This window comes from Caballeronia sp. 11_S32 (genome assembly GCF_056930355.1).
The window spans coordinates 474,014-496,899 of the sequence record NZ_JBXOWH010000001.1 but is presented as its reverse complement, the minus strand read 5'-3'; the positions used below and the strand labels follow the sequence as shown (position 1 = coordinate 496,899).

The window sequence follows — 22,886 nt, the reverse complement described above, 5'->3', positions numbered from 1 at the left end:
AAAAACGCCTCTTTCCCTGCACGATATGCGGCACGATGTTTGCGGCTGCACAGCCGACAGCACGCGCGCCACATCGCGCGACAACACTTCCGCCGACCACACGATGAAGACCTTTCACTGCAATCGCTGCAACCAGCTGGTGTTTTTCGAAAACACGCATTGCGAAAGCTGCGGCGCGCTGCTCGGCTACGTGCCCGACATCAATCAGATCAGCGCTTTCGACCAGACCGGTGACGGCCGCTGGCGCAGCCTGCATCCGCTCGCGAAAGATGTTCTTTACCGGCCGTGCCATAACTATGCGGTCGAGAACGTCTGCAACTGGATGGTGCCCGCGCCCGATACCGGTACGCCCGAGACGCTCTGCTGCTCCTGCCAGTTGACGAGCACCATTCCCAACCTTTCGAATCCGGAGAACCGTCTCTTCTGGTATCGCATCGAGGCCGCCAAGCGCCGGCTGCTCTACACATTCTCGGAACTGGGGCTGCCCGTGATATCCCGTCAGGACGATCCCGAACGCGGCCTCGAATTCCAGTTCCTCGAAGGCGACGCCCAAGGCCACGGCGTGACGACGGGGCATAACAACGGCATCATCACACTCAACATCGCCGAGGCCGACGACGCCCATCGAGAGAAGACACGCTCCGCGCTTCACGAGCCTTACCGCACCTTGCTCGGTCATTTCCGTCATGAATCCGGGCACTATTTCTTCGACCGGCTGATCGCCGACACTGCGCGCATCGCGCCGTTTCGCACCGCTTTCGGCGATGAACAAGCCGACTATGCCGCCGCGCTCGATCGCCACTACCAGGAAGGTCCGCCCGTGCGTTGGGAGGACAACTTCATCAGCGCCTACGCCACGGTGCATCCATGGGAAGACTGGGCGGAGACGTGGGCGCATTACCTGCATATCGTCGACACGCTCGACACCGCGGTATCGTGCGGTCTCGTGCTCGTGCCCGACAGCCCGCACGAGCCCACGCTTACCGACCAGACACCGGTCGAGGAAACCACGTTCGATAACCTCATGAAACGCTGGTTTCCTCTCACTTATGTGCTGAACAGCCTCAACCGCAGCCTCGGCATGCCGGACGGCTATCCGTTCACGCTCGCGCCCGCGGTCATCGACAAATTGCGCTTCGTTCATCGCGTCGTCGCGGCGGCTGCCAAGCGCTGATTGCACGCGCTCAGGCCGTGCCTTGTGATTGCGATTGCGATTGCGACTGCGACTGCGTCGGCTCCGGCGCGGCGGGTTCTTCAGGCGCGATCGGCAACAGGAACTCGCGGCTCACGCGGCCAGCGAGATCATTCACACGCGCGAGGAAATCCACGAGATAAGCGTGCAGCCCGCCTTTGAGGATGTCGCCGATGCGCCCGTTCTTCAGCTCCGCGCTCAGTTGCGCCGCAAGACGTGCCGCTTCCGTATCGCGCCCCTTCGTCACCTGCCCGATCAACTGCTCCACTTCCGCGATGCTCGCCGCGAGCGAGCGCGGCCAGTCGCCATAGAGAATCAGCAGCCCCGCGACACGTTCCGACGTGATGACATCGCGATAAACCCTGCGATACACCTCCAGACCCGACACCGAACCGAGCACGGCGACCCAATGGTGATAATCGAACGGTTGTGCGGAGGTATCGGCGCGTTGCTCCATCATTTCGAACTTCACGTCGAGAATGCGCGCCGTATTGTCCGCACGTTCGATGAATGTCCCGAGCCGCATGAAGTAGAAGGCATCGTCCTTGACGAGCGTGCCGAGCTGCACGCCACGCGAGAGATGCGAACGGAACTTCACCCATTCGAAGAACGTATAAGGCTCGCGCTCGAGAATGCCATCGGCGAGCATGCGCTGACAGTCGAGCCACGTCGTGTTGAGCGATTCCCATAGCTCGCTATTGGTCGAGCTGCGCACGGCGCGGGCGTTTTCACGCGCGGCTCGCAAACAACTGACTATCGATGACGGATTGGTCAGATCGCGCGCCATGAAGTCGATCACGTCGCGGCTTTTCATGCCGTGATGCGCAGCGGAATAGATGCCGCTCAGTTCCGATATCGACAGCATCGCGCGCCAGCCCAACTCCGCATATTCATCGGACTGCGGCAGGAGCGAGAGCTGATAGTTCGCATCGAGCATCCGGGCGGTGTTTTCGGCGCGTTCGGTATAGCGCGCCATCCAGAAGAGATGATCCGCGGTACGGCTCAGCATGGGTGTTCCCGGTTGTTTATCTTTGTCTTTACGACCGCATTGCCTGCTTCAGCTTGTCTTTTTTCAGCGCTCCAGCACCCACGTATCCTTCGTGCCGCCACCCTGCGAAGAATTCACGACGAGCGAGCCTTCGCGCAACGCCACGCGCGTCAGGCCGCCTGGAACCATCCGCACTTCATTGCCCGATAACACGAACGGACGCAGATCGATATGACGCGGCGCAATGCCCGCTTCGACATAAGTCGGGCATGTGGACAATGCGAGCGTCGGCTGGGCGATGTATTTCTCCGGATGCGCTTCGAGCACCGCGCGGAACTCGGCGATCTGCGCCGCCGTCGACGCAGGCCCGACCAGCATTCCGTAACCACCCGCGCCGTGCGTCTCCTTCACGACGAGCTCTGGCAAGTGATCGAGCACATACCTGAGATCGTCGGGCTTGCGGCACATCCACGTCGGCACGTTGTTGAGGATCGGCTCTTCGCCGAGATAGAAACGCACCATGTCCGGCACGTAGGGATAGATCGATTTATCGTCCGCGATTCCCGTGCCCACCGCATTGCACAGCGAGACATTGCCCGCGCGATAGGCGCCGATCAAACCGGGCACGCCGAGCGCGGAGTCCGGACGAAACACGAGCGGATCGAGAAAATCGTCGTCGATGCGGCGATAGATCACATCGACGCGTTGCGGCCCTTGCGTCGTGCGCATATACAGATAGTCGTTCTCGACAAAGAGATCCTGCCCCTCGACGAGTTCGACGCCCATTTGCTGCGCGAGAAACGCGTGCTCGAAATAAGCCGAGTTATACATGCCCGGCGTCATGACGACGATGGTCGGGTTCTCCGCTGCGGCGGGCGCGGCGGCACGCAAGGTATCGAGCAGCAAGTCCGGATAATGCGCGACCGGCGCGACACGGTTGCGCGCGAAGAGATCGGGAAAGAGCCGCATCATCATCTTGCGGTTTTCGAGCATATACGACACGCCTGACGGAACGCGCAGGTTATCCTCGAGCACATAGAACTCGCCTTGTCCCGCGCGCACGATATCGATGCCCGCGATATGCGCGTAGATATCCCGCGCGACATTGACGCCGCGCATTTCCGGACGATACTGCGCGTTGCCGAGAATCTGCGCCTCAGGAATGATGCCCGCGCGAATGATGTCCTGCTCGTGATAGATGTCGTGGATGAAGCGGTTGAGCGCGTTCACGCGTTGCCGCAGGCCGCGCTCCAATGCGCGCCACTCGTCGGCGGGAAAGATGCGCGGGATGACATCGAAGGGAATGGTGCGCTCAGGAATGATGCCCGGCAGATCGCTCGTTCCATAAACCGCGAATGTTATGCCGACGCGCCTGAAGTTGAGATCCGCTTGCGCGCGCTTGATATCGATCTGCTGCTCGCTTTGCGCCGAGAGCCAGATCATGAAATCGCGGTAATGCGTGCGAGGATCGCCCACGGCACGAAACGCCGCCGCCGGCAGGCCGCGCGCCTCCAGATCGCTGCGCTCGAACATCTCATTGAAGAATGCTTGCGTCATAACCGGTCTTCCATATGAAGTGCATGCCGGGGTGGCGATTCCCCTTCGCTCGTATTCCTGGTTGCACTCGCAAGACGCCTGAAGAGCCCGAAAGACGCGGCGTGCCCCGCATTGCGGACACGTCGATAGGCGACCTCGAAGCGCGATGCTCTGATATCTTTCACACCGTTTCGTGTGAAGCATCGATTGCGTGGGCAGCCCAGTGCCGAATCAGAAAAAGCAACTTCAATGCCAATGTCTTATGTGATCTGCCTCCTTGCGAAACGCGCGTTTGAACAGGATTGAACCACGCGCTTGCACCAAAACGACGCATCGTCTCAGGCGCCTGCACAGCTTGAGGATCGGTTTCATGCTGCACGACGGTGCGCGAAATACAGGAACGCCTCGCGGCACCGGTATCATAGGCGTCTCACCGCACGTCACCACGCATATGAATACGCCTTCCGAAGCCGCACCCCGTCCCGCCCTGCGCGAACTCACGCCTCTCGAGGCACGCGTGCTGGGCGTGCTCGTCGAAAAGCAGCATACCGTGCCGGACACTTATCCTCTTTCGTTGAATTCCCTAACTTCGGGCTGCAATCAGAAGACCGCGCGCTCGCCTGTCATGAACGTCAGCGAGGACGAAGTGCTGACGACCATCGATGGACTCAAGCGCTTAAGCCTCGTTATCGAGGGCAGCAGCAGCCGTGTCCCGCGCTTCGAGCATAACGTGAACCGCGTGCTCGGCGTGCCGAGCCAGTCCGTTGCGCTGCTCGCGACGCTGTTTCTGCGCGGTCCGCAAACGGCGGCGGAATTGCGCGCGAACAGCGCGAGGCTGCATTCGTTTGCGGACATATCATCGGTCGAAAGCTTTCTCGACGAGCTCGCCGAGAACGATCCGCCGCGTGTCGTGAAGCTGCCGCGCACGCCCGGCGAGCGTGAAAGCCGCTGGATGCATCTGCTCTGCGGTGAAGTCAGCATAAGCGATATGCCTTTGCGCGAATCGCAAGGCGGCGAATCGTTTTCGCTGTCCGAATTCGAAGCACTGAAGTCGGAGCAAAAACGCCTTGCTCACGAAGTCGCGCAACTGCGCGCAATGGTTGAGCGCATGGCAGGTGAACTGGGCATTACGCTGGATGAGCCGTCGTCCGACGCCTGAGTCATGGATGCGCTGCTGACATCGGCATCGCTCGTGTTTCGCGACGACGGCACGCCGTATTCGCCGCGTCACGACGATATCTATCACAGCGCGGCGGGCGCGCTGGCTCAGGCGCGTCATGTATTTCTCCACGGCAACGGCCTGCCCGCGCGTTGGCGCGCCCGCAAACGTTTCATCGTGCTCGAGACCGGGTTCGGCATGGGCATCAATTTTCTTGCGACATGGGCCGCATGGCGGGAAGACGCATATCGCGCGACGATGCTCGAATTCATCTCGATAGAAAAGCATCCGTTCAGCGCGGACGATTTGAGCCGCGCCCATGCCATGATCATCGACGATTCCGCTATCGTCCCGCTCGCCGCGTCGCTCGTCTCGGCATGGCCGCCGCTCGAAGCAGGTATGCATCAGCTTGCGTTCGATGCCGGCATGATTACATTGACGCTCGCTTTCGGTGATGCAGCCGATGTTCTGCATCGCCTCGCCGACCATCGCGTCACGGCGGACGCCATCTATCTCGACGGTTTCGCGCCCGCCAAAAACCCGGACATGTGGACCCCCGCCATCTTCGCCTCGCTCGCACGCATCGCCGCGCACGACGCGACGTTCGCCACGTACACCAGCGCGGGCGAAGTCAAACGCGCGCTCCTTGAAAACGGCTTCGAGTATCGCAAGGTCGCGGGCTTCGGCGGCAAGCGCGCGATGCTCGTCGGCAAGCGCTCATGACCGCAAGCGATAACACCGTGGCATCGTCCCCGATCGCGAAAGCCGTATTCGAAGAGGACAAGCTTTCCATCGGCATCACGCTGCCGATCACGGACGAGAATCAAAGCATCGTCGACTACAGCGAGCAAATCGCGCTTGCGCGGCTCGCTGATCAACTCGGCTATACCGCGCTCTGGGTTCGCGACGTGCCGCTCAACAGCATCGATTATCCCGATCCGGTCGGACATCTCGATCCGTGGGTGCTGCTCGGGGCGCTCGCATCGAACACGGAGCGTGTCGCGCTCATCAGCGGCGCGATCGTGCTGACGCTCAGACATCCGCTTCATGTCGCGAAGGCCGCGATCTCCGTCAACACACTCTCTCGCGGACGCTTCATCCTCGGCGTCGGTTCAGGCGATCGTCCTGCGGAATACGCCGCATTCGGCCGAAATCCCGACGAACGACGCGACCTGTATCGGCAGCATTGGGAAACGCTCGCCGCTGCCGTCACCGTGCCCTCTCGCGTGATTCCCGACAGCGCCCCCGAAGGCACGCCCGAGTTCTTTCTCTTGCCGCGTCAGGCCACATCCATTCCAATGCTCGCGGTCGGTTCGGGCGGTCAGAGCGTGGACTGGATAGCGCGTCATTCGCTCGGTTGGATGACTTATCATCGCGAGCCGCTAGCGCAACGCGGCCGTTACGGCATGTGGCGCGCGGCCGTCGAGCGCGCGGCATCGGGCGCCTTTCGTGCATTCGGCGTCGCGATGCGGCTCGATCTCGGTGACGATGCAAACGAGCCCGCAACGGATATCCCGCTTGGCTATCGCACCGGGCGTCACGCGCTGGCGTCCCTGCTGCAGGACATGCGCGAGAGCGGCACGCATCACGTCACGCTCAACATCAGTTCGGAACGACGGCCCGCGCGCGATATCATCGAAGAAGTCGCTGCCTATGTGCTTCCCGAGTTTCATCGCTGAATCCGCTCGTTCATTCACGACAAGACCATGACCGCACTCGACGCAAACTCCGCTTCCTCGCTGCCCGACGATATCCTTTCGCTCGATGCCGTCGAGCTTTCCCGCGCGATTCACGCACGCGACGTCTCGTGCGTCGAAGTGATGAACGCCTATCTTGCGCAGATCGATCGCATGAATCCGGCCGTCAATGCAATCGTCGCGCTGCAGAATCGCGATGCATTGAACGCCCTTGCCGCCGAGCGCGACGCACAGTTATCCAAAGGCGAAAGCCTCGGGCCTTTGCACGGCTTTCCGCAGGCGCCCAAGGACATCTTGCCCGTCGCCGGCATGGTGACGACGAAAGGCTCGCCCATCTATGCAGGCGAAGTCACGCAGGTCGACGCGGTCGTGTTCGAGCGCATGCGCGTGGCGGGCGCGATCTTCGTGGGCCGCACGAATTCGCCGGAGTTCGGCCTCGGCGGCCATACCTATAACCCGGTCTATGGCACGACGCGCAATGCTTTCGATCCATCGCGCTCGGCGGGCGGCAGCAGTGGCGGCGCGGCCGTGTCCGTCGCATTGCGCATGCTTCCATGCGCGGACGGCTCGGACATGATGGGCTCGTTGCGCACGCCGGCCGCATTCAACAATGTTTTCGGCTTTCGCACGACGCCGGGATGCGTGCCTTATGCGCCCAGCGACGATGTTTTCTTTCAGCAATTCAGTGTCGCTGGTCCCATCGCGCGAAACGTTCCGGATCTCGGCTTGCTGTTGTCCGTGCAGGCGGGTTTCGATGCGCGCGCGCCGCTATCGCGCAGAAGCGACAATCCTTCGGATTTCGCCGGTTCCCTCGAACGCGACATGCGCGGCACGCGCATCGGATGGCTCGGCGATTTGAATGGACGCTTGCCGCTTGAAGCGGGTTTGATGGACACGTATGTATCGGCGCTGCGTCACTTGGAAACGGCGGGCTGCACCGTCGATGCGGCCAAGGTCGATTTCGATCTCGACCGCCTCTGGGATGCCTGGATCGATCTGCGCAGCCTCACGTTCTCCGGCACCAATGCGTCGCTGTATCGCGATGACGCGAAGCGCAAGTTGCTCAAGCCCGAAGCGATATGGGAAATAGAGCGAGGCCTGAAGTTGACCGGAGAAGATGTTTCGCGCGCCGTTCGCAATCGCGCGGCGTGGTATCAGGCGATCAACGCGCTATTCGATCGCTTCGATTATCTGGTCCTGCCTTCGGCACAAGTGTTTCCATTCGACGCCGGACTGGACTGGCCTCATGTCATCGCTGGTCAGGAGATGGATACCTATCATCGCTGGATGGAAACCGTCGTTCCTGCAACGATGGCTTCGCTGCCCGCGCTGAGCGCGCCAGCCGGCTTCGGCCCAGGCGGTCTGCCAGCCGGGTTGCAGATCATCGGGCCGACACAATGCGATCTGGGCGTCCTGCAAATCGGGCTCGCGTACGATCGCGCGAGCGGATTTTCCGGCGCGCGCAGTCCTTTGCTCGACTAAAGCACGCGAGTTTCAGGCCGCGGCGTCTTGCGCATTCTTGCGCGCGGTTTTCTTGACGGTCGTGCGGCCAGCGCGTTTCGAGGATTTCTTTGCCGCGCTTCTAGTGGCCCGCTTCGCACCCGCGGCGCGCGATGCCGATGCCGCGCGTGGTCGCCGCGCCCCTTTCTTTGCCGCTCCTTTCTTTGCCGCGGCGCTCTTCGCAGTTGCAGTACCGTCCGCGCCATCGATCAGATATGCGCTGCGGTCCGGCGCATCCTTGATCCATGCGGGCGGGCGCGCATGACCACTCCAGGTTGCGCCCGATACCGGGTCGCGGTACTTCGGCGGCAGCTTCGACCCGGTTGCACCTTTCTTTGAGCCGGCATTTTTTGAACCGGACGGACGCCCTCGCTTTTTCGCCGCCCCTAAGCCGGCCTTGGCGAGATCGGCTGTGGTCAAGCCGAATTCGTCCATCATCGCGCGAATTTTGGCGATCACCTCCGCTGACTTTCTTTCCCGCAATGCATCCGCCCGGCGCTGCAGTTTTTCAATCTGGCTTTCCAATTGTTCCAGTGTGGCCATTTTTCCTCCCTAGATCGTGGCTCTACGCCTGAACTCCGATGCACGGACATATCTTGTAGGGATAACGTCGATCATAAGCACTCTTGTGCAAAACATTTCCTTTGAATACTTCAATTTCCAAAGGCGCATATCATCAGCACGATTGCCCTGTTCGGGTTTGATGCATTCGTCCGGTTCACGCGATATCACCCATGCCGATGAAATTGTCATCGCGTGTTCATGCAACAGCGGCGCTCGCGACTGCGCTGGCGCACGCGATGACGAAACGCATGCATTGCGCACGCGTCCTGCGAGTCTTCAGGTAATCATTCGGAAACGAGGCTCGCTTCCTGTTCAGCCGGTGTCAGCGCAAGCGCGAGAATCATCGCACCGCTATTGAGCGGAACCGAGCTGCCGACCCGCCTGGGCCGATAAACCGGTTGCCCGCGCCTGATCGCCTGCCCGCTCAATGCGCATGTTCCGCGCTTGCGGGCGGTGCAAAGCGCCCAGACCTGTTCCGAGTAATTGAATGAAGTGGGATCGTGCCAAGATAGCGCCAGCGTGGAATCGCTCAGGCGCTCCAGCACGCGAATATTGACGCAATGGCCTTCGCCCGGACCGGCGCAGATGCTCTTGCCCGGCAGATTGTGCACGAGCGATCGTGACATCAACGCTAGTTTCTCGTTCACTTCCGACGGCCGGCTCGAACGGCTATCGAGCATTGCCAGGGTACGGCTCCAGGGATCCATCAATGATGGATGCTTCATGTTCCGCTCCTGCTGGCGACAACGCGCGCCGTAACAGAAGTCGGGCGGACGTTGCCGATGGAGTTCCGGGAATGCGCCGCACGTCCCATTTCCTGAGCCGGTGTGCCGCGCCGCTTCGGATGATCGTTCCTAGAGTAGTACACCTGAGCATGCTTTTCTTTTCATTTTTCCTGGACGAGCTTGAACAGGTGCGTCAACTGTGGCTTGCGCAATTGCGGCGGTGGGTCGAAAACTAGACAGCGCTTAACAGTTCATTCAATCGAACGAACGTTCGATTGAATATTCATACGTTTGTGCGGTGCCCCACTGTTCGAGTCTCGTCGAGACAACAAAGCCCGGGCGAACAGCCTCATTTGACCGTTTGCGCACGTTTCGCGCTTATTCGAGGATGCGCGAACTCGTCGATTTCTGACACAATAAAAACGAGTAAACCGGATTTCTCCTGTCGAATCATGACAAGCAAGCTCTCGATCGATGCCACCATCTCGGCGGACCGCGCCTCCGTCAGCTTTATCGCGTTCTCCCGGGAGCGGGCGATTCCATGCAACATCACGCGCAAGGCGTTGGAGCAGTGCTTCTGGGCACCGACAGGGGCGAGCGACGAGCGTTTGCTGAAAGCACTGAGCGATGGCTACGAGCGCATCAGCGCGCGCGTGCATCGAAAGTTTCTTGCGCATCCGTCCAATTCTGTTCATCTGGACGTCATCGATTTTTCTTCCTGATGCGTCCGCTATTGCAAATGCGGCACTGAGCGGCGCGATCAACGCGCCGCCTGCGTCGCCTTGCGCATCTTGGCCACATCCTCGGTCTGAACCGCCGGCGCGCCGTTGTTCCAGGCGCCGCGAATGAACGTGAGCACGTCTGCGATCTGCTGATCGCTCAGCACCGGTGCATAACGCGGCATCGGATAAGGCGCGGGCACGCCATGAAGAACGAGGTCACCGGTGCCGTTCAGCGTTACGTTGATGAGCGACGACGCATCTCTCTCCAGCACATTCGGATTGCCGGCGAGCGGCGCGAGCATCGGCGCGAAGCCGCGTCCGTCCACGCCGTGGCAATGCATGCAATAGGCCGTGTAGACGCGCGCGCCCGTGTCGTTTGCGGCCGGACGCGTCAGCGATACCTTCGTGGCCTTCGGGTCATACGAATACGGCGCGCCGCCATTGCCGCCCGCCGCGGGCAATGATTTGAGGTAACGCGCCATTGCGGCGATATCCGCGTCGGTCAATTCCTGTGTGCTGTTATTGATCACGCTCGTCATCGAGCCGAATGCCGACGCATGCGCGTTCGCGCCGGTCTTCAAAAAGGTCGCGACGTCCTGCTCGGACCAGCGTCCGAGCCCCGTGTTGTGTTCACCGGTCAGATTGGACGCGAACCAGTTATCGAGCAGGCCGCCCGTCAAATAGGTGCTGCTGCTCTCGTCCAGCCCTTTTTCCTGAAACGCGATGCCGCGCGGCGTGTGACACGATCCGCAATGCCCGAGCCCCTGAATCAGATAAGCGCCGCGATTCCAGGCGACATCTTTTCCGGCCTTGTTCTGATAAGCGCCTTTGTCGAGAAAGACCGCATTCCATAACTTCAATGGCCAGCGCATGTTCATCGGCCATTTGATGTCCGGCTCGCGATTGGCCTGCTTGACCGGAGCTACACCATGCATGAAGTACGCGTAGAGCGCATGCATGTCCTCGTCGTTGATCTTCGCGTACGACGGATAAGGCATCGCCGGATAAAGATTGTGGCCGTCCTTTGCCACGCCTTCGCGCAGTGCGCGCGCAAAATCCTCTTCCGTATAGTGGCCGATGCCAGTCTCAGCGTCAGGCGTGATATTGGTCGTGTAGATCGCGCCCAGCGGCGTCATCATCGGCAAGCCGCCGGCGAGTGGCTTGCCGCGCGGCGCGGAATGGCAGGCAATGCAATCGCCGGCTTTGGCGAGGTACGCGCCGCGCGCGACGAGTGTATCATCGGCGGCGCTTGCGGAAGACATCATGCCAAACGCGATACCTGCACCGATCAGCGCTGCAAAGAGCGGCTTGAATGCGTTCTTCATGGACGGCCTCCTCAAGCGCTACGCAATTGATCGCCTACGGGTAACTGCCTCAGTCGCTTGCCCGTCGCGGCATGGATCGCATTGGTGATGGCGGGCGCGAGCGCCGCCGTGCCCGGTTCACCGATGCCGCCGGGCGCCTCGGTGCTCTTGACGATGTGCACTTCCACCGGCGGCGTTTCGTGAATGCGCAGCATTCGATAATCGGTGAAATTGCTTTGCTCGACGCGTCCGTCCTTGATGGTGATTTCGCTATAGAGCGCGGCGGTAATGCCGAAGATGATGCCGCCCTGCACTTGCGCTTCGACGGTATTGGGATTCACGACCATGCCGCAATCCACCGCGCATACGATGCGGTTCACCTTCACCGCGCCGTCCTTGTCGACAGCGACATCCGCGACGATCGCAAAGAAGCTGCCGAATGCGTGCATCACTGAAACGCCGCGTCCTTGTCCTTGCGGCAAGGCCTGCCCCCAGCCTGCCGCCTGTGTCGCGACATCCAGCACATTGCGCGCACGCGGCGACTTGCCGAGCAGATCGCGTCTGTATTTGACGGGATCCACTTTCGCTTGCGCCGCCAGTTCGTCGATGAAGCTTTCAACGACGAAGGTTCCGCGCGTCGGGCCCACACCGCGCCAGAACGCGGTGGGCACATCATGCGGTTCGAGCCGCACGTAATCGACGAGCTGGTTGGGCAGATCGTAGGGAAGATCGGATGCGACTTCCACCGCATCGGGATCGACTCCGTCCTTCACCGCGGGCGGCGCAAAACGCGCGAGCACCGACGACCCCACGATGCGATGTGTCCACGCAATCGGCTTGCCGTTCGCATCGAGTCCGGCGGATAGCCTGTCGTAATAGCACGGGCGATACATGTCGTGCTGAATATCTTCTTCGCGCGACCATGTCACCTTGACCGGCACGCCGAGGGCCTTGCCGATCTTGAGCGCCTGCGTGGCCATATCGAATTCGAGGCGCCTGCCGAAGCCGCCGCCGAGCAGATGGTTATGCACGACGATCTTCTCGGCTGGCAAGCCCGTCGCTTTCATGCCTGCATCGCGAATGCGCGTGGGCACTTGCGTGCCGAGCCAGATATCGCAGCCATCGGGGCGAACATGCACGGTGCAGTTGACCGGCTCCATGGTCGCATGCGCGAGAAGCGGCTGGACGTAGATAGCATCGACACGCGTCTTCGCATTCGAGAACGCATTGTTCACATCGCCGTCCTTGCGCGCGACCGCGCCCGCGCGCTGCGACGCGTTCGCCATGTCATCGACGATCTGCTTCGTCGATACCTTCGCGCCCGGTCCTTCGTTCCATTGAATCTGCAACGCAGCCGCGCCTCGTTTGGCGGCCCACGTATGATCGCCGATCACCGCGACGCCGTTGTCGAACTTCACGACCTGACGCACGCCGGGAATCTTCTTCGCGTTGCTATCGTCGACTGAGGCGAGCGTGCCGCCGAATACCGGGCAATTGACGATCGCGGCGTACACCATGCCGGGCAGGCGCACGTCTAGGCCGAACACCGCGCTGCCGTCCACTTTTTCCGGCGAATCGAGACGCTTCACCGGCGTGCCGACGATCTTGAACTCCTTGTGATCCTTGAGCTTGATGTCTTGCGGCACCGGTAATTTCGCGGCGGCTTCGGCGAGATCGCCATAACTTGCGCTGCGATCGCCCGATGCATGCATCACCTTGCCCGCTTGTGCCTGACAAGACGACGGATCGCATTGCCACTGCTGCGCCGCCGCCGCGACGAGCATCATGCGCGCGGCGGCGCCCGCCTTGCGCAACGGTTCCCATGCATAGCGCACGGAAGTCGAGCCGCCCGTCAGCTGGCCGCCCAACAATGGGTCCGTGAATAGCTTCTCATTGGGCGGCGCGTGATCGATGGTGACGCTGTCGAGCGGCACATCGAGTTCTTCGGCAATCAACATCGGCAGCGCGGTATAGACGCCCTGACCCATCTCGACCTTCGGCATGATCAGCACGACCTTGCCGCTTTTGTCGATCTGCACGAATGCATTCGGTGCGAATACGCCGTCTTGCGGCGTCTCGATGCCATCGCCGCCGATCACGGATTTGCCTTTGCCCTGATCCTGACTCGCAGCGGGCAAGCTGAAGCCGATCAGCAATCCGCCGCTTGCGGCAACGCCCGCGCTCACTCCGAGCTTGAGGAATGCACGACGCGAAAATTCCTTGCGAGCCGCATGACGTCCCGCTTCGATCAGTCCTTGCGACATCTCACGCCTCCTTCGCGGCCTGCTTGATGGCGGCGCGGATGCGATGATAAGTACCGCAGCGGCAGATATTGCCCGCCATTGCCGCATCGATATCCGAGTCGTCGGGATTGGGGACGGTCGTGAGCAATGCAGCCGCGGACATCACTTGCCCGGACTGACAATAACCGCATTGCACGACGTCGAGTTGACGCCATGCTTCCTGCACTTTCTTGCCCGCAGGTGTGGCTCCGACACCTTCGATCGTCGTCACTTTGCGATCGCCTACTGCCGCGATCGGTAAAACACATGAACGAACCGCGACGCCATCGAGATGAACGGTGCACGCGCCGCATTGCGCAATGCCGCAGCCGAATTTGGTTCCGGTCAGTCCGACGATGTCGCGCAATACCCAAAGGAGAGGCATATCGGGCGGCGCATCGATCGTATGGTTCTGGCCGTTGATGGAAAGCGTGGTCATGAGCGGCTCCGGCTTCTGGATGGTATGTGCGGATATCGCAAATGGCGGACTGCGTGGGGACAGTCAGCTTTGAGGCATCGGGATTGTAGCGCCGCTTAATAAATCGAGCTTGAACGACGGGTGCTTACAGATAGCTTTGCTTATCGCGTTCCAGATTGGTGCGTGTCCTTTTCTATTCGATGGATTGCCTAAAGGTCCGGCTGAATGCTTGCTTTGCTATTTGCTTTAAAGGAAGCGGGAGTCGTGTTGATGGGGCTTAGTGAAATCGACAGTTAGTTGCATCGCAAATCGATAAGGACATTGCGCCTTTTCTGTCCGTCTATTTGAAAGTTATCAACTGCCGAGCGCCGCGATCGTTTCATCCAGCAACGCACGCAAGCGCGCGACGCGCTTCAGGTCGCGGTGATAACCCAGCCATACGTCGCGTCCGGGTGGGGCTTCGCCGAGATCGAAGCGCGCGAGACGTGCATCGGCATCGCCGAGCGGGCATGGCAGAACTGCGAAGCCTGCGCCTTGCGCGCACATGTGGGCCTGCGCGTCGCGATTATTGCTGCCGAAAACGATCTTCGCTGCGGGCAGCATGCGCTTGACCCAAGCCACATCCGGTAATCGTTCGAACGCGCTATCCATGCTGATAAGCCTCTGCCTTTCTCCGTTGCCCGCTTCGGGCGGAACGAGATCGGCGCGGCCATACAACGCGTAATCGATATGCATCAGCTTGCGCTGCATGACATCCGGCTCATCGAACGGGACGATGCGAAACACGAGATCCGCCTCGCGCCGCGCGAGGTCATAGCGTCGCGCATCGGTGACGAGTTCGATCGATACTTCCGGATGCTTCGCGAGAAAGCGCGCGAATACCGGCGTGAGCACATGCACGCCAAACCAGTCCGATGATGAAACGCGCAGCAACCCGGTCAGCCTGGCGTCCTGCCCGGCCAATGCGCGCATGAAGCCGAGTGCCTCTTCCTCCATGCGCTCGGCATAGGCAAGCACGGCCGAGCCTTCGTCAGTGAGCACGAAACCGTCGCTCGTGCGCTGGAACAGCACATGGCCCAGCGCTTCCTCGAGCGCGCGCAGGCGGCGTCCCATCGTCGGCTGCGTCTGGCCGATCATCCTCGCGGCCGCGCCCAGCGTGCCATTACGTGCAATGGCGAGAAAGACGCGCACGTCGCTCCATTCGAGATTCGGCCCATTCATATTCGTATGACTACCGTGCAAAAGTGTCGATTTACATGCTTGCGTGCATGGCGGAGTATGAACGCATCGCTATCGACGTTCAATCTTTTCGGAGCCTTCGATGTCCACCATGCAAGCACTCGTTCTCGATCGCCACAACGGCCCGCTCGAACTCGTCGAGATCGAGCGGCCCGAGCCCCGGCCGGGTGAGGTTCTCGTGCGTATCGCCGCGAGCGGACTCAATCCGCTCGACACGAAGATTCGCGCGGGCGCGGCGGCTCATGCAAAGCATCCGCTGCCGCTCGTGCTCGGCATCGATATGGCCGGTATCGTCGAAGCGGTCGGTGCGGGCGTCGATACATTCAGACCCGGCGATGCGGTATACGGCATGACGGGCGGTGTCGGCGGCATTCAGGGTTCGCTCGCGCAATACGCCTCGGTCGACGCCGCGCTTATCGCCCACAAGCCCGCGAATCTGTCGATGCGCAGCGCCGCCGCATTGCCGCTCGCGTTCATCACGTCTTATGCGGGCATCTTCGATCGCGCGCATGTGCAGGCGGGACAAACGGTTCTCGTGCAAGGCGGCGCGGGCGGTGTCGGTCACGTGTCGGTGCAACTCGCACGGGCACTCGGCGCGCATGTGTTCGCGACCGCAAGCGAGCGCGACCACGCCTACATCGAGAGTCTCGGCGCGGTGCCGATCGACTATCGCGCGATGAGCGTCGAGCAATATGTCGCGGCGCATACGAACGGTTCGGGCTTCGATCTCGTGGTCGATACGGTGGGCGGCGCTTCGCTCGATGCCTCGTTTGCAGCGGTCAGACACTTCGGTCATGTAGTCAGCGCGTTGGGATGGGGCACTCATGCGCTCGCGCCACTTTCGTTTCGCGAGGCAAGCTATTCCGGCGTGTTCACGTTGTATCCGCTGTTGATGGGCCAGCATCGCGCGCATCACGGCGAGATGCTGCGCGAAGCCACGCGGCTTGCGGAAGCAGGCGAGCTCGCACCGCGCGTCGATGCAAGGCGCTTCGATCTGCACAGCGCGGAAGACGCTTACGAAGCGCTTGCGGACGGCACGGCGCGCGGCAAGATCGTCGTCGATATCGATAACAATAACGGCGCGAACGGCCCTAAGGCTCAGCTAAGATAACTCCCCGATGCTTCACGGCCTGCTTGGCACTCGCCGCCAGGCCCGTCCCATTGGAGATACGTCCATGCGATACGAACCCGCGTCCGTCTATAACGCGCCCGCCCGGCTGTTTCACTGGCTCACCGCCCTGCTGTTGCTTCTTCAATATGTACTCGCCTGGACGATGCCGGAAGTGCATCGCGACACGAAGCCCATCGGTCTGATTGCGTGGCATCTGGGCATCGGCATGGCGATCATCCTGCTCGTGCTCGTGCGACTCCTCTGGCGAAGCGCCCACGCCGCGCCGCCCGAACCCACCACGTTGCCGCCCGTGTTGCGCGCGCTCGCGCGATATACGCATGGGTTGCTTTATGTGTTGCTGATCGCGATACCGTTGATGGGCTGGGCCAATGCATCGTCGCGTGGCTGGCCTGTCGCGTTTCTCGGCTTCGTTCCGATGCCACCGCTTTCACCCGCCGGTTCGTCGATCGGTCATGCGCTCGGCGACTGGCATCGCAACTTCGCGTGGGTGTTGATCGCGCTCGCCGGCGTGCATATCGCGGGCGCGCTCTTTCATCAGTTCGTGCTGCGCGATGGCACGCTCGAACGGATGCTGCCGACGCATCGCAAGCAGGCCACATCTAAACAATGACGAGACGCGATTCCATTCTCACTCATCACGTTTCTTAGGGGTATTCGCGCCGCTATATACGCTTCGTCTTTACTCTTCAATCAATGAGACGAACGAAAATGGTGACGACATGGCGTCGCAAACCGAGCTCAAGCGCTTCACCTCCAATCTCGCCGATGAACTCGACAGCGCGGCGCTCTACGACACGCTCGCGCAAGCCGAAAAGCAGGACGACAAGCGCCGCGTGTACGCGGAACTAGCCGAAGCCGAACGGCGTCACGCCGACATATGGGCCGCGAAATTGCGCGCGAACGGCGTGTCGGTGCGAACGCATCGCATCGGCGCGAAGACGCGCATCATGCGCACGCTCGCGCGAGCATTCGGACCGGACTTCGTGCTGCGCTCGGTCGCCGCGAACGAAATGGCAGACCGCGACAAATACGCTGGCCAGCCCGATGCGGCGCAGATGTCGGCGGAAGAACGGCATCATGCGGATATCGTGCAGGAAGTGGCCAATCGCAGCAAAGGGCTGAGCAAGGGCGGCGCAATCGCGGCGGCGGAATCGTGGCATCGCGGCGTGGCATCGGGCAACGACTTGCGGGCCGCCGTGCTCGGCGCGAACGATGGGCTCGTTTCGAACTTTTGCCTCATCATGGGTGTTGCGGGCGCGGGCAGCGACAGCAGGACCGTGCTTCTCACCGCATTCGCCGGCCTCATCGCGGGCGCGGCCTCGATGGCGCTCGGCGAGTGGCTCTCCGTCACCAACGCGCGTGAACTCGCTCGCACGCAAATCGCGAAGGAAAAAGACGAGCTGGATCATATGCCCGATGCGGAGCGTCACGAACTCGCGCTCATCTATCAGGCGAAGGGTATCGATGCGGCGGAAGCGCGTCGCGTCGCTGCGCAGATCATGCGCGACAAGGACAAGGCGCTCGACACGCTCACGCGCGAAGAACTCGGTCTCGATCCGCGCGAGCTGGGCGGCAATCCATGGACTGCCGCGCTCGCATCGTTCACGTTGTTCGCCGTGGGTGCGATCATTCCCGCCATCGCGTTTCTGTGGGCGAGCGGCGTGGAAGGCATCGTGCAGTGCATCGTGCTGAGCGGCCTCGGGCTTGCGGGTATCGGCGTGTTCACATCGCTCTTCAACGGACGCGGCGCGCTGTTTTCTTCGGTCCGGCAAGTGTTGATCGGAATGATTGCGGCGGGCTGCACGTACGGAATCGGCAAGCTGCTGGGCGTGTCGCTTTCGTGAACACGATGCATCGGCTTAGAGGTCAGCGGATCATCTCCCAGTTCGCATAGAACACGCGTCTCACCGATATCACGCTCAAACGCACGCACGTGACGAGCGCATGAAGCACGCGGCCGAAATATGTGGGCCGTAGAACGTCGAGAAAGACGCAGTAGCGCAGGCGGTCCGACTCGTTCACCGATTGATGCACGAGCGTGTCGTCGAAAATGAAAAGCGGATCGTCGTGCCAATAATGGCGGCGCCCCGCCACCTTGATATAGACATTCTCGTCGTGCACCGGCTGCAGATTGTAGAGACAACGCAACGTGAGCCGCAACGGCCCGTAATGCACCGATGTGCTTTGACGCTGGTTGAAAACCGATATGCCGATCGTCTGCACATACTTGAAGTCACGCGTAAATTCCGGCAGATCGATCGAGCTTTCTATCGGCACGCCATACCAGCGCGCGAAGCACATGCCGCGTCGCTTGTTCGGCATTTGCGCGGCGAGGCGTTGCTGCACCAACGGAAGATTTTTCCGGAACGCCGCGACGACGTAGCGTATCTCTTCCTGATGACCCTCGGGCAGATCAGCAAGCGCATACACGCCGCGATTGTGCGTGCATATCAAATCCACGAGCAGGTTGAGTGGAGAAAGCACCCACGTCAGCAGACCATTGCCCAGGTAATAGCGGCGCCAGCTAGCCACATTGAATTGGCGGCTGCGTTGGAAATCCGCGAAGCCGCATGCAATGAACGCAATGCAAAACGTCGGAGCAACGTATAGAAGAACGGCCACGATCAGAACGTAAAGCAGGTCCTTTCGTTTCACATTCGGCCTCCGCGATCATCCACGTTGACCGAAACATCATAGTACGCACTTCGTCGGTTTGATTCGTGTGCTGCGCAAATGAGACGTGTGCGTGCGGAGTGATCGGGTATTCCCGTACGAGCCCGGCTAATCCATCAGAACCGAGATCTGCTCCTCGAGATGCTGCAGCCCTATCGTCGCCGGCTGCGCTTGCACGACGCCGAACATCTCGCGCCGACTGGGTGACGGATCGACGAGGAAGTTATTCGGATGTTTGGTTTGTCGGTCCCAAGGGAGCATAGCCTCGGGCGGTACGACCTCGAAGGCGCTTCCGATGGCGAGAAACACGTCGCACGCGCGCATCTCCATCCGGATTCGATGGAGATGGTTATAGGCAGGCGCCGCCTCTCCAAAGAAGACGACCCCTGGCTTGACGCCCTCGTGGTTGCCGCAAATCGGACAGGCGGTCGCGGGGTCGAAGTACAGCCCTTCCTTCGGAAACGCGAGGTCACACGCCGTGCACAGCAACGAGTTCAGGTCGCCGTGCAGATGAATGACGGAAGTCGCGCCGGCCTTTTCGAGCAGGTCATCGACGTTTTGAGTCAGCAGTTGGACGCGTTCTGCTCCCCACTTGTTTTGCCACTTGGCGAGTAGATTGTGTGCGGCATTGGGTTGCGCGTCGTGCTTCTCCCGGATGCGGTCATTGTAGAAGTCGAAGACGGCTGGACGATTTTTCCGCCACGTTCGAATGTTGCAAACCTCTTCGACGCTGTTTCGAGTCCAGATGCCGTCCCCTGTCCGGAACGTCGATAGCCCGCTTTCGGCGGATAGTCCCGCGCCGGTGAAGACATATAGCCTGGATGCGTTGTTATTCATTTTCTCGATGCAATTGACCTGTGCGGGGACTGCCGCGCGAGGTTACGAACGCCCCGAGTGACAGGTTCACGATTATGCGCCAGCCCCGGCCTTTTGCGCCTATAGGTTCAGCCATGCGCGGCCGTATCGAAGAATTCGAGCCAGCGGGTCACCTTACCGTCCTCGACCGTGAAGATATGCACCCATTCAGATTCGAATCGCTTGTCTGTCGCCTTGATGACAGCGGCAACGAAGCCAATGACGACGATTTTATTGCCTGCATCGATGTATTCGCGAGGTTCGAACTGTACGATTTCCTCTGCCGCGAGGAGGTCCTCGAAGTAACGCCGAACCTCTCCACAAGTACGGCAGGTCGTCGCATACGGCAGACTTGATGGTCCAGCGACGCGCCAGTCGACTACGTCCGAAACAAGCTTCATCATGCCGGCGACATCACCCCGGCCAAAAGCAAAATAGGCTTCCTTGACCACGTCCATCGCGTTGGGCATCGCTAACCTCCGGGTGACGATTACCGGGCTGGAGCGAGGCGATCCGACAGTGACCTGCGCTCGCGTCGCTCCCCGAAAGCATAGGAAGTGCCGAAGCGCGATTCACGCTGCAGTGCGATGCCTGCCATCAGCCGCAAAATCCGCGCGGTCATCAGTCTATTTGCTTTCCGGCTCATCCCTTGCCGAGCGGTGGCCGAGTGGGAAATCCGGCCATATTGCTCAACTGGGCCAGCTCATTGGCGGCCTCGCGCAGAAGCACCGAGTACTCGTGTATCTTCTCGGCCGTCAGCCGCACGCGCGGTCCGGCCAGGCTGATGACGCCGACGCAGCGCGAGCCGCTCACCACGGGCACCGCCACCGCCGACATGCGCGGGGCAAAGACCTCGTCGATCATTGCATAGCCGCGCACGCGCGCTGCGTGCAGGAAGCCAAGCAGTGCTTTCAACGTCGTCGGCGCGCCGGGTCCGAATTCATTCGGCTGTCCGAAGCCCTGCTTCAGAACCAGCGCGGCGGCCTGTTCGTCGGTCATGGTCATGAGCCACGCGTGTCCGGTCGAGGTGCAGGAAAGTCGTGCTGCCTGACCCATGTCGGGATCGTAGCGGAAGCCGGTGCGCTGTCCGTCCGCCTTGCCCACCCAGATGATCGCGTCGCCGTCCACGAGCGACAGCCGCGCCAGTTCGCCAGTCTGCGCAGCAACGCGTTCGATGATCGGCTGGGCGATATCCGCGATGCCGGTCAGGCTCAGGAATTCCAGCCCGTTCGACGTCATGCGCATGGTGAGGATGTAGCGGCTGTGATCGACCAGCTGCCTGACATACCCGCTTTCGACGAGTTCGGCGAGCAGGCGGTGGCACGTGCTGCGCGGCAGGCCCAGGGCGTCCGCAATGGCCAGGAGGCCCGTGCCTTCGCCTTGCGACGCGAGGAAATCCAGAATTCTCAGGCCGTTTTTGAGCGACATGTCCCGCTGATTTTCGTGATATGAAATGCAGTTCCGGTGCGGAACGCGCCTCCTTTGCAGGGCAAACAATAGCACTGGTTCGTGACCAGACACGAACGCTTCACCAGACCAACATTGGGGAGACACCATGTCAGTGCTTGCTGACTCAGACATCGCCGCGGGCGAACAAACCGCACAGACTCACTTGATGGCGCGTCGCGCGGTGGCGGGCGCCACCGTCGGTACAGCGCTCGAATGGTTCGACTTCGCGTTGTACGGCGTGGTCGCAGCCACGATCTTTCCGAAGCTGTTCTTCCCGTCACTCGACCCGACAGCCTCGCTGCTCGCGTCGCTCGCGAGCTTCTGGGCCGGGCTGGCCGCACGCCCGCTCGGCGCGGTGATCTGCGGCATGCTCGGCGATCGCTGGGGACGCCGCAACCTGATGCTGATAACCGTCTCGGTCATGGGCGCGTCGTCGTTCCTCATGGGGCTGCTTCCCACTTACCAGCAAGTCGGCATCCTCGCGCCCACATTGCTGGTCTCCCTGCGCATCATTCAGGGATTCGCGCTCGGCGGGGAATCGACGGGTGCGCAACTGATGGCGGTGGAACACGCGTCCGCAGCAAAACGCGGGCTGTATTCGGGCCTGCTCGGCATCTGCTCGCCGCTCAGCCAGATCCTTGCCAATTTCGCGCTCTTCACGCTGTCCGGTCTGCTTTCAGCCGACGACTTCGAATCGTTCGGATGGAGAATCCCGTTCCTTGCGAGCTTCGTGCTGGTGCTGCTGGGTATCTATATCCGCATGAAAGTCAGCGAGACGCCGGCCTTCGAGGCGCTCAAGAAGAAAGGCGAAGGCGCGCGCGCCGCCAATCCGCTCGGCATCGTCTTCAGGTTCCACTGGCGAACCGCACTGCGGTTGACGCTGTTCTTCTGCGGCCCGGCAGCGCTGTTCTACCTGATCGTGGTCTTCTCGCTCAGCTATCTGACGAAGAACCTCGGCGTACCCAAACAGACCGGCTTCATGCTCCTGATGGTGGCCAATGTCTGCGCCATCGCGGGCGCGCTGGCGGGCGGCTACCTCAGCGACCGGATCGGGCGTAAAGGCGCGCTGATGATCGGCTCGTTCTGCACGCTGGTCTGCTGCCTGATCTACTTTCCGATCCTCAACCAGCACTCGGTCGCCATGACGATGGCCGTGATGGGCGCCTTCCTCGGCTTTACACAGTTCCAGAGCGGCATCCAGCCGGTGTGGTTTGCCGAGTCCTTTCCGACCGAAGCGCGCTACACGGGCTCCGCACTGTCGTACTCGGGGGCCAACCTGCTCACCGGCGGACCGATGCCGATCGTCGCCGTGGCACTGCTCAACGCCTTTCACGGTTCGCCGTGGGCCATCGTCGCTGTCTGCGGCTCGCTGAACCTGCTCTCCTTCCTCATGATCGCGACGTCCCGGGAAACCAAAGACACGTCCCTTGAACGTAGCGCCACACACTGAA

Annotated in this window: 21 protein-coding genes and 1 pseudogene; 10 read left to right on the top strand and 12 right to left on the bottom strand. The window is 61.1% G+C overall.

The features are described 5' to 3' along the window. The first annotated feature begins 103 nt into the window (after positions 1-103). A complete protein-coding gene (locus tag AC1Z32_RS02310; RefSeq protein ID WP_483477090.1) occupies positions 104-1,174 on the top strand; it encodes a zinc-binding metallopeptidase family protein in 1,071 nt (356 codons plus the stop codon). A gap of 10 nt (positions 1,175-1,184) precedes the next feature. On the opposite strand, the gene AC1Z32_RS02305 is transcribed toward AC1Z32_RS02310, so the two are convergent. Both AC1Z32_RS02305 and AC1Z32_RS02300 read right to left on the bottom strand, forming a co-directional pair. After that, entirely contained in the window at positions 1,185-2,201 is a 1,017-nt protein-coding gene (locus AC1Z32_RS02305) for an alpha-E domain-containing protein (protein ID WP_483477089.1), read from the bottom strand. Positions 2,202-2,264: 63 nt separating this feature from the next. Next, positions 2,265-3,737, bottom strand: a complete 1,473-nt coding sequence (locus AC1Z32_RS02300) for a circularly permuted type 2 ATP-grasp protein (RefSeq protein WP_483477088.1) — start codon at positions 3,735-3,737, stop codon at positions 2,265-2,267. A 430-nt stretch (positions 3,738-4,167) separates the two neighbouring features. Here AC1Z32_RS02300 and AC1Z32_RS02295 point away from each other — a divergent pair, with 430 nt between their 5' ends. The 4 genes and pseudogenes from AC1Z32_RS02295 (at position 4,168) to AC1Z32_RS02280 (ending at position 8,054) form a co-directional block, all read left to right on the top strand. Then, positions 4,168-4,875, top strand: a complete 708-nt coding sequence (locus AC1Z32_RS02295) for a YceH family protein (RefSeq protein ID WP_483477087.1) — start codon at positions 4,168-4,170, stop codon at positions 4,873-4,875. Positions 4,876-4,878: 3 nt separating this feature from the next. Next, positions 4,879-5,589: pseudogene (gene mnmC2 / locus AC1Z32_RS02290) on the top strand (tRNA (5-methylaminomethyl-2-thiouridine)(34)-methyltransferase MnmC2); the annotation flags it as partial. Between the two features lie 5 nt (positions 5,590-5,594). After that, entirely contained in the window at positions 5,595-6,554 is a 960-nt protein-coding gene (locus AC1Z32_RS02285; protein ID WP_483477086.1) for an LLM class oxidoreductase, read from the top strand. Between the two features lie 27 nt (positions 6,555-6,581). Beyond that, on the top strand, positions 6,582-8,054 hold the full coding sequence (locus AC1Z32_RS02280) for an amidase (RefSeq protein ID WP_483477085.1): 1,473 nt from the start codon (positions 6,582-6,584) through the stop codon (positions 8,052-8,054). A 12-nt stretch (positions 8,055-8,066) separates the two neighbouring features. Here AC1Z32_RS02280 and AC1Z32_RS02275 read toward each other — a convergent pair whose 3' ends face one another. Continuing rightward, positions 8,067-8,615 (bottom strand): H-NS histone family protein, encoded by a 549-nt coding sequence (locus tag AC1Z32_RS02275; RefSeq protein WP_483477084.1) that lies wholly within the window; start codon positions 8,613-8,615, stop codon positions 8,067-8,069. A 305-nt stretch (positions 8,616-8,920) separates the two neighbouring features. Then, a complete protein-coding gene (locus AC1Z32_RS02270; RefSeq protein WP_483477083.1) occupies positions 8,921-9,361 on the bottom strand; it encodes a DUF3331 domain-containing protein in 441 nt (146 codons plus the stop codon). 452 nt (positions 9,362-9,813) lie between these two features. On the opposite strand from AC1Z32_RS02270, the gene AC1Z32_RS02265 reads away from it, so the two are divergent. Next, the gene (locus tag AC1Z32_RS02265; RefSeq protein WP_483477082.1) at positions 9,814-10,083 is read left to right on the top strand and encodes a DUF1488 family protein; all 270 of its coding nucleotides are present in this window, start codon (positions 9,814-9,816) and stop codon (positions 10,081-10,083) included. 38 nt (positions 10,084-10,121) lie between these two features. Here the strand turns inward: AC1Z32_RS02265 and AC1Z32_RS02260 are convergent, their stop codons facing one another. The 4 genes from AC1Z32_RS02260 to AC1Z32_RS02245 all read right to left on the bottom strand — a co-directional run bounded on the left by AC1Z32_RS02260 (position 10,122) and on the right by AC1Z32_RS02245 (position 15,308). Further along, positions 10,122-11,408: a c-type cytochrome gene (locus AC1Z32_RS02260; RefSeq protein WP_483477081.1), complete on the bottom strand. Its 1,287-nt coding sequence runs from the start codon at positions 11,406-11,408 to the stop codon at positions 10,122-10,124. Between the two features lie 11 nt (positions 11,409-11,419). Continuing rightward, the gene (locus tag AC1Z32_RS02255; protein WP_483477080.1) at positions 11,420-13,651 is read right to left on the bottom strand and encodes a xanthine dehydrogenase family protein molybdopterin-binding subunit; all 2,232 of its coding nucleotides are present in this window, start codon (positions 13,649-13,651) and stop codon (positions 11,420-11,422) included. A 1-nt stretch (position 13,652) separates the two neighbouring features. Then, positions 13,653-14,108 carry a (2Fe-2S)-binding protein gene (locus tag AC1Z32_RS02250; RefSeq protein ID WP_483477079.1) on the bottom strand — a complete coding sequence of 152 codons (456 nt, stop codon included), beginning with the start codon at positions 14,106-14,108 and terminating at the stop codon, positions 13,653-13,655. A gap of 333 nt (positions 14,109-14,441) precedes the next feature. Continuing rightward, positions 14,442-15,308 carry a LysR family transcriptional regulator gene (locus AC1Z32_RS02245; protein WP_483477078.1) on the bottom strand — a complete coding sequence of 289 codons (867 nt, stop codon included), beginning with the start codon at positions 15,306-15,308 and terminating at the stop codon, positions 14,442-14,444. A gap of 100 nt (positions 15,309-15,408) precedes the next feature. On the opposite strand from AC1Z32_RS02245, the gene AC1Z32_RS02240 reads away from it, so the two are divergent. The 3 genes from AC1Z32_RS02240 to AC1Z32_RS02230 all read left to right on the top strand — a co-directional run bounded on the left by AC1Z32_RS02240 (position 15,409) and on the right by AC1Z32_RS02230 (position 18,302). Further along, positions 15,409-16,437 carry a zinc-dependent alcohol dehydrogenase family protein gene (locus tag AC1Z32_RS02240; protein WP_483477077.1) on the top strand — a complete coding sequence of 343 codons (1,029 nt, stop codon included), beginning with the start codon at positions 15,409-15,411 and terminating at the stop codon, positions 16,435-16,437. Between the two features lie 64 nt (positions 16,438-16,501). Then, a complete protein-coding gene (locus AC1Z32_RS02235; RefSeq protein ID WP_483477076.1) occupies positions 16,502-17,068 on the top strand; it encodes a cytochrome b in 567 nt (188 codons plus the stop codon). Between the two features lie 109 nt (positions 17,069-17,177). Continuing rightward, positions 17,178-18,302, top strand: a complete 1,125-nt coding sequence (locus AC1Z32_RS02230; RefSeq protein WP_062610880.1) for a VIT1/CCC1 transporter family protein — start codon at positions 17,178-17,180, stop codon at positions 18,300-18,302. A gap of 22 nt (positions 18,303-18,324) precedes the next feature. On the opposite strand, the gene AC1Z32_RS02225 is transcribed toward AC1Z32_RS02230, so the two are convergent. The 4 genes from AC1Z32_RS02225 to AC1Z32_RS02210 all read right to left on the bottom strand — a co-directional run bounded on the left by AC1Z32_RS02225 (position 18,325) and on the right by AC1Z32_RS02210 (position 21,414). Next, positions 18,325-19,113, bottom strand: coding sequence for an aspartyl/asparaginyl beta-hydroxylase domain-containing protein (locus AC1Z32_RS02225; RefSeq protein ID WP_483477075.1), 789 nt, complete (start codon positions 19,111-19,113; stop codon positions 18,325-18,327). 126 nt (positions 19,114-19,239) lie between these two features. Beyond that, positions 19,240-19,968 carry an SIR2 family NAD-dependent protein deacylase gene (locus AC1Z32_RS02220; protein WP_483477074.1) on the bottom strand — a complete coding sequence of 243 codons (729 nt, stop codon included), beginning with the start codon at positions 19,966-19,968 and terminating at the stop codon, positions 19,240-19,242. A gap of 107 nt (positions 19,969-20,075) precedes the next feature. Beyond that, positions 20,076-20,456: a nuclear transport factor 2 family protein gene (locus AC1Z32_RS02215; RefSeq protein ID WP_483477073.1), complete on the bottom strand. Its 381-nt coding sequence runs from the start codon at positions 20,454-20,456 to the stop codon at positions 20,076-20,078. Between the two features lie 172 nt (positions 20,457-20,628). Beyond that, positions 20,629-21,414, bottom strand: coding sequence for an IclR family transcriptional regulator (locus AC1Z32_RS02210; RefSeq protein ID WP_483477072.1), 786 nt, complete (start codon positions 21,412-21,414; stop codon positions 20,629-20,631). A 187-nt stretch (positions 21,415-21,601) separates the two neighbouring features. Between AC1Z32_RS02210 and AC1Z32_RS02205 the strand changes: the two genes are divergently transcribed. After that, positions 21,602-22,885, top strand: a complete 1,284-nt coding sequence (locus tag AC1Z32_RS02205; RefSeq protein ID WP_483478185.1) for an MFS transporter — start codon at positions 21,602-21,604, stop codon at positions 22,883-22,885. The last annotated feature ends 1 nt before the right edge of the window (position 22,886 follow it).